Here is a 3,764-nt window from a genome sequence, read left to right as displayed (position 1 = left end):
ATAATGTTCGTGGCAGATCCGGTTTCGGATTGCCTTACGATTCCACTTACGGGTTTGGTTCCCGTACCGGTGTAGTATTCGGTGACTTTCCCTACGAGCAGACCTGCTACAAGTCCGGCAATGGTAGCCCAGAAAACACCCATTGAGTTAAAAGTCTTTCCTCCTTCTACCCAACTTTCAGGTAGCATATACTGGATTAGGAAATAAGAAACAACCAACATGAGTCCGGCCGAACCAAACTCACCTATATTTAAAGCTTTATGCGGAGAACCTCCCTCTTTTACCTTTACAAAGAAGGTTCCGATAATAGACATTACAATACCTGCAGCGGCCAGGGCTAATGGCAGATACACGGCCCCGAGTCCGTCAAAGGATGCTGCAAACTCAGGCATAGTGACAAATGTAGCTCCAAGGACCATAGTACCAATAATAGAGCCTACGTAAGACTCAAAAAGGTCGGCTCCCATACCGGCAACATCCCCTACATTATCCCCTACGTTATCTGCAATGGTAGCCGGGTTCAACGGGTGGTCTTCCGGAATACCGGCCTCCACTTTACCAACCAGGTCGGCCCCAACATCAGCTGCCTTGGTGTAAATTCCTCCACCTACACGGGCAAACAGGGCAATAGAAGAAGCTCCCAGAGAGAAACCAGAGAGCACATTGAGTACCTCAGCGATTTCCCAGCCTTGTCCACTGTATATCATAAAGAGGCTGCTAAGCCCCAATACTCCCAGACCTACTACACCAAGACCCATTACAGAGCCCCCGGCAAAAGCTACTTCCAGGGCTTTTCCAAGGGAATTCCGGGCAGCATTGGTGGTCCTTACGTTGGCCTTAGTAGCTACGCGCATCCCGATAAAACCTGCAAGCGCTGAGCAGATGGCCCCTACCACAAAGGATATGGCCACCATGCCATTTGAACCCGCTTCACTCTCTCCTTTAAAGTATAAAAGGACGGCAACAGCAAGCACAAAAACAGCAAGTACACGGTATTCGGCTTTAAGAAAGGACATAGCACCATCGGCGATGTTCTTGGCAATCCTGGCCATTTTCTCATCTCCAACAGCTTGTTTGGACACCCAGATATTTTTAATCCAGACAAAGAGCAGGGCTAAAATTCCAAAGGCCCAAAGATAGTCTACGAGTATTTCCATTTGTTTAGTTATTTATGGTTTAAAACGGCTGCAAAAGTAGTGAAATGGATTAGAATAAAAAAGGAATAAATGCAGTGTTTCCAACGCTTTTCATTACATGAACGCACACTGCCTGTAGTGGTGGAAAACCTTAGAAATTAAAACCAAATGTGCCAGTAACACTGAAGGGTCTGGCATCCGGATTCTCCAGGTAGTTTCCCCTGAAATTAAAGTCAATCCGGAAAATCTTGAAAATATTTCCTACCCCCAGGGAGTATTCCCAGTATATCTTATCATCCGGTGCCTGCAATGGGATATTAGTTGGACTGCTCAGGGCGATATTTTCGTCCGAGAGCTCCCCCCAAACCCCTCGGAGTCCTACAATTTCCCGAAGGTTTAAATTGCGCAGCAGCGGGATTCTCGAAAACAGCCGCCCGTTGAAATTATGTTCAAAATGGGCAGAAACATAGGTATCGGTTACGAATTCGTAAAAATCAAGGTTAGGAAAGGTATTGTAAATGGAAAATAAGGTTTGGTTACCCGGAACCACGTTCAACAATCCCAAAGGCACAGCACCAAAGGTCTTCCCGATCTCCACAGAACTCAGTAACCTCCCAAAACCTCCCAATTGCCAGGGTTGGGTGTAGGAGAATTGTATTTTCTCATAGTTGAAATCGCTCTGTAGGAAGCCCTGTACCCCCTGGGTATAATTGAGCAAAAGGGTACTGTAGTTTTCGTTGATATCCCTGCGCTCCACGCCATAGCCAATGGTGCGTTTCCCAGGGGTGTAGATTAGGGTGGTAATGAGGTCGAATTGCCTGACTTCGGAAGCAATCCCAGTGGGGGATCCCGGGTCCACATAGTCCAGGTTAAACGCCTCCGGTAGGGCAGAACTCAGGGTACGGAAAGAGCCCCCAAAACGAATGCGTAAATTTTGCAGGGGTTCAGCTTCCATAGAGATGGTACTGAGATTAATATTGGTGAGCCGGTCGTTATTCCCCACTGTAAGGACGGAGGAAGAGGCCACACTTCTGCCCAGCACGTCATTGGTTGCCGTTAAACTGAGCCCCAACTGTTCAATATCCCTGCGGTTACCCCCGGAAATGATCAAACGGCTTTTTCGATCCAGCAACCATTTCGCAGAAAATCCGTGTTTGAACTTCTTGTCAGAAAATCCGTAGGCCATATATCCTTCCAGTCTCCAGGGATCGTTCTGCCCAAAGTAGGTCCGCGCACCACCACGCAAGCGAATACCTTCCGCATCATTAAAGCCAAAGGTGCTGTAAATATCCCCTATATCTAAATTCCACTTGTCGATCTCTATGTATCCTGACCCCAGGATACTCACCAGATTGTAGTAGGTTTTGAATTTGGGCACCGTTTTCAGGGTATCCAGCAGGGTATAGATGCCCTGCTCATCCTTGTTCAGGGATTCGAGCCGGTTGTTCTTCCAAAAGGTGCTATCGCGCTGAAAGATCAATGGGTTAAAGGGGTCTGACACCTTTTTATAAAAGGCCTCAGGCCTTTTTTGGTCAAATATATAGTTATCATATACCGTTGTCCGTTTCCCGTATACCCCTTTGGATTCCTCTTTTTTGCTAAAACTAAAATCGCTCATAAGGTAATCCCGTTTGAGGAGGAAGACCGAATCACTGACCACTTCAAATTCCTGCTGAATGTAAATTTCCTTTACCCAGTTGATATTCGCGCTTTTGGTGACCTCCAGATCGATCTTCTTTACGGCATAGGTAGAATCATTCACCCAAAAATCCCCCTTAAAGGTCAGTTCATTCTTTCGCCTGGGGTAATAAATGATCTGATAGCACCATTTGTTGTCGATATAAGCACTGTCAGCCAGGACATAGTTATAGGTATTGATACCGGTCCGGGACAGGGGGCTGGTAAAACTCTTATCTACCAATTTGATATAATTATCATAGATATCGTAATCCGAATAAAGGTCATCTACAAAACCAATAATGGCCTGGTTGTTACTGAAGCCGGAATTCTTACTCCCTCGGACCTCCTCTTTTTCGAGATTCAGATCGTTGTCTCCATACACTTGAGAAAAGGTCTCGTTAAGAAAAAGCGGAAGGTAGGTTTTTCCGGTTATGCGTGAGGTATCCAGGTCTGCAAACACGAACTCCAGCCCCTTGAACATGCGGCTTTTCATAAGCGCACTGTCAATCGTATTCAGGTCAAATTCTATTTTTTCGTATTTATCGTACTGATATTGGCGGAATTTACGCAGGCCGTTCACTCGTTTGTTGGCCCAGATCTTTTTTAGAAGGTCAATGGCCGGGTTGTTCTTTTTGGACTGCTTCCCTACATACACCACTACCTCATCCAGCTGCTCTCCCTCGGCCAGTACCACTTCCAGGTTGTAGGTGACCCTCTGTTTTAATTCCACCTCCATCGGGGAATATCCGATAAAAGAAACCGAAAGTAATGTGTAGTTTTCATCAGATTCCAGATAGAACCTACCGTCTTCATTGGTTATGGTACCCTCAGTAGAATTCTTAAAAAGTACATTCGCATAGGCCACCGGCTCGCCTGAAGTATCCAAAACCCTTCCACTTACCTTCGTCTGGGCGTGGGTTGCCAGGGACAGCAGCAGAAAAATACAGG

Annotated in this window: 2 protein-coding genes; both read right to left on the bottom strand. The window is 46.3% G+C overall.

Features of this window, described 5'->3' with window-relative positions; all coding sequences use genetic code 11:
* On the bottom strand, positions 1–1,157 hold a 1,157-nt coding region (locus AC4E7D_RS08395; RefSeq protein WP_490173357.1), incomplete at its 3' end, for a sodium/proton-translocating pyrophosphatase.
* Positions 1,158–1,287: 130 nt separating this feature from the next.
* Positions 1,288–3,759 (bottom strand): DUF5686 and carboxypeptidase-like regulatory domain-containing protein, encoded by a 2,472-nt coding sequence (locus AC4E7D_RS08390; protein ID WP_490173358.1) that lies wholly within the window; start codon positions 3,757–3,759, stop codon positions 1,288–1,290.
* Positions 3,760–3,764 lie beyond the last annotated feature (5 nt).

It is taken from the genome of Lentiprolixibacter sp., from assembly GCF_982873095.1.
The sequence above is the reverse complement of the archived record's forward strand: the minus strand, read 5'-3'. Positions and strand labels throughout refer to the sequence as shown.